This is a genomic window from Bartonella sp. CL435QHHD, from assembly GCF_042195095.1.
In the GTDB taxonomy this organism is placed as follows: domain Bacteria; phylum Pseudomonadota; class Alphaproteobacteria; order Rhizobiales; family Rhizobiaceae; genus Bartonella.
In genome coordinates this window covers 1-2,629 of sequence record NZ_JBHINS010000002.1, presented here as the reverse complement: position 1 = coordinate 2,629, position 2,629 = coordinate 1, and the positions used below count along the sequence as shown (strand labels likewise).

General features: G+C 45.5%; 1 pseudogene. It reads left to right on the top strand.

From position 1 onward, the window contains the following. Positions 1-2,629: pseudogene (locus tag ACFILH_RS00015) on the top strand (filamentous hemagglutinin); the annotation flags it as partial.

The window sequence follows — 2,629 nt, the reverse complement described above, 5'->3', positions numbered from 1 at the left end:
AACCGGTCAAGAGAGCACGATTTTAAGTTATGATGTGGTTTTAAGTGCTGATGCTTTAACCCAAGCAGGGACTGTGGAAGCTCAAGAAGGAGCATTAACCCTTCAAGTGCGTGATGTGGTTGCAAATAACGGCACAATGCGCGGTGAGAGTGTCGATGCTCATATTGGTGCATTTACCAATCAAGGGACGTTTATTGCAACCGATGATTTGCATTTGATGGTAAGCACACAAGAAGGCGCCGATCCGCAACAAGCCTTTCTGAAGAATACATCCGAAGGTGTCCTTCAAAGTGGTGGTGTTTTTGTTGTGATCGCAGGGCAATTAGACAATGCCGGTGTGCTTGGCTCTAGTGGTGAGAATGTTGCCCTCAATGTGGCAGGAAATGTCAGCAATAGCGGGCTGATTTACGCCAAAAAATCTATGGATCTATTCAGTGATGGTGATTTAACCAACACACAGGGCAGAATTATTGCTGAAGAGGCTCTCACCATTGGTGGGCTGAAAGAGATACGTGCTGGTCATATAAATAATGAGGCTGGTCTTCTCAGTGCTTTAGCCGGTGAGATGAAGATTGTTGCAACGTCTTTTGTCAATAAAAGCGCTGAAACGACAAATTCAGACCAACAAAACGCTACACATGATGAAGGTGCACATGTTTTAGCGCGGGATGGTTTGCGCATTAATGTGGGCAGTTTTGAGAATGTTGATGGTCTCATTTCTACGCAAGGGGCAGTTAATATTGTTGCTGATAGTGTGATCCAAGCAGGGCACATAGAGATTGAGCGTGGTGACCTTCAACTGACCAGCCACGGTGATTTAAGCAATAGTGGCACAATAGAAAGCAATGATACCCTTGCTTTGCATGCGCAAACAAATCTCAGCCAAACGGGGCGCATTGTCTCTAAAAAGCGGATAGAGCTTTCCAGTGATGGCATATTGACAATGGGCGAGACAAGTGAGGTTGGCGCCTATGATGTAACGCTGAAGGCAGGCACACTCACCCAAGCAGGGCTTGTGGAAGCGCAAGGCGGGGTACTTACTCTCAACAGCCATGATGTTTTAAGCAATTCCGGTATTATGGTGGGCGGTGTTGTTGAAGCAACTCTCGGATCTTTAGCCAATTCCGGTCAGCTTTTAGCCAGTGACAGTTTTACGCTTATAGCAGAAAGCCATGATCCGTCATTGGGGCAAGTTGCTCTGGTTTTAAATGGTGAAGACGGAGTTCTCAAAAGTGGTGGTGCTTTTGTCTTAACCGCAGATGTTTTGGACAATGCCGGCAGTATTGGTTCAAGTGGTGATGGGGTTGCGCTCAATGTGAGCGCTGATCTGAGTAATAGCGGGCTGATTTATGCCAAGAAATCTGCCATTTTCTCCTTAGATGGGGATTTTATCAATAAGTTTGCCGATGTCATTGCTGAAGACAATCTCATCATCCGTGGTTTAAGTGGAGAGCGGGCTGGTCATGTAATCAACAGCTCGGGGCTTTTAGAAGCTGTCTCAGGCGATATGACCTTCGATGTCTCAGCGCTTACCAACATGCGTGAAGGCGGGGTTGAAGTTAGCGATAAAGTGGTTTCTCACAGTTACGTGCGAGGAGAATGGGAAAATATCCCAAATGTTGATAAACACACAAAGATCAAGAAAAATATCGACACTACAATTAGCCGTCAACAGCCTCATTTTACCAATAATGCTGCACAGATTTTAGTAGGACGTCATCTCACGGTTCATGCCGGTGATATCCGCAATAGTTATAGTTTGATTGCTGCTAATGGCAACATTGAGATGCAGGGTGATACGCTGCTCAATGAGGGGCGCGATTTAATCGAAACAACCAAGATTGTGACTGAAACACGCTACAGATATAAGCAATGTAGTATCACAAATCCAGGATGTATAGCGCACGATGCAAAAGAATGGGATGGTCCTACTTTTACCCAAACAACCGTCCGCACTTATGATGCTGTTTACGGCACGATTGAAGCTGGTGGCACGCTTGATGCCAAGTTGACAGGCTATATTGACAATCATGCGGTGCGTGAGGGGGTTGAGCAAGTTGGCTTAAGCTCTGGCGATAAAGGTTTGGCTGGTGTTAAAAACACCGATTTTGACGGTTCCAAACCACTGATTAGTGATGATCGATTGGACGGCATCATCAATGGTTTGAAAGGGCACAAAGGACTTTTTGCACCAAGCACAAAAACACCCGCACCAGAATCCATACAAGTGCCAACGCAAGATGGGCTTAACTCTGTCAAGACAGAGTTGGCTGGCAGCCAATCACCGGATGTGCCGTTTTTAGTTGAGACGCGACAGGATTTTATCAACCCAAGTAAATTTTTAGGATCGGACTATTACTTAAAAAAGATTGGCAATTATAAGCCTGAGCACGTGTTTAAAAGATTGGGGGATGCTTATTTTGAATATCGTCTGGTGGGTGAGCAAATCTTTGAGCTGACAGGCAATCGCACTCTTCTTGATGTTGAAGATCCCAATGCTCAAATGCAAAGGCTCTATGACAATGCTGTGGAGCAGCAAGGTCCTTTAGGGTTAGTGCTAGGCAAGCCCTTAACGCCTCAGCAGATTGCTGAGATCAAAAAGGATATGATCTGGCTTGAAACTCACCTT